Annotated in this window: 2 protein-coding genes; both read left to right on the top strand. The window is 73.6% G+C overall.

Going from position 1 to position 793, the window contains the following annotated elements:
* On the top strand, window positions 1-483 hold a 483-nt coding region (locus tag AC1D15_RS35270; protein WP_477829745.1), incomplete at its 5' end, for a sensor histidine kinase.
* A partial coding sequence (locus AC1D15_RS35275) for a helix-turn-helix domain-containing protein (protein ID WP_477829746.1) occupies window positions 480-793 on the top strand: 314 nt, incomplete at its 3' end. The genes AC1D15_RS35270 and AC1D15_RS35275, both read left to right, overlap by 4 nt.

Here is a 793-nt window from a genome sequence, read left to right on the forward strand (position 1 = left end):
GCGCAGGGCCGCACGCGCGTCGACCTGCGGCGGCTCGCGAGCGAGGTGACGGCCGAACTGGTGCCGCGCGGCCGGCATGCGGGCGTCGACCTCGGACTCGACGAAGGCGACGAGAAACCGATCGAGATCCACGGCAATGCCTTGCTGCTGCGCGAATCGCTGATCAACCTGGTCGACAACGCGATCCRCTATGCCGGCGACGGCAGCGTCGTCACGGTGCGGCTGTCGGCCCAGGACAGCCAGGCGGTGCTGGAGGTCGAGGACAACGGCCCGGGCATCGCCGAGGCCGACCGCGAGCGGGTGTTCGACCGCTTCGCCCGTGCGACGCACGAGGGCAACGGCTGCGGGCTGGGCCTCGCGATCGTCAAGGAGATCGTCGAGCGCCACACCGGCACCGTCGAGCTGCAGCCGGTGCAGCCGCGCGGCTTGCGCGCGGTGGTGCGGCTGCCGCGCATCGTCGAGCGCAAGGCGGTTCCCGCATGACGCCGGTCGGCGCCCTGCTGCGCGAATGGCGGCAGCGCCGCCGCCTGAGCCAGCTCGACCTGGCCAGCGACGCCGACATCTCCACCCGCCACCTGAGCTACGTCGAAACCGGCCGCGCGGCGCCGAGCCGCGCGATGGTGCTGCACCTGGCCGAGGCGCTGGAGGTGCCGCTGCGCGAGCGCAACACGCTGCTGACCGCCGCCGGCTTTGCGCCGCTGTACCGCGAGCGCATGCTCGACGACCCGGCGCTGAAGGCCGCGCGCGACGCCGTCGAGCTGGTGCTGCGGGCGCACGAGCCGCACCCTGCGCT

This window comes from Rhizobacter sp. P2_H2, assembly GCF_056403375.1.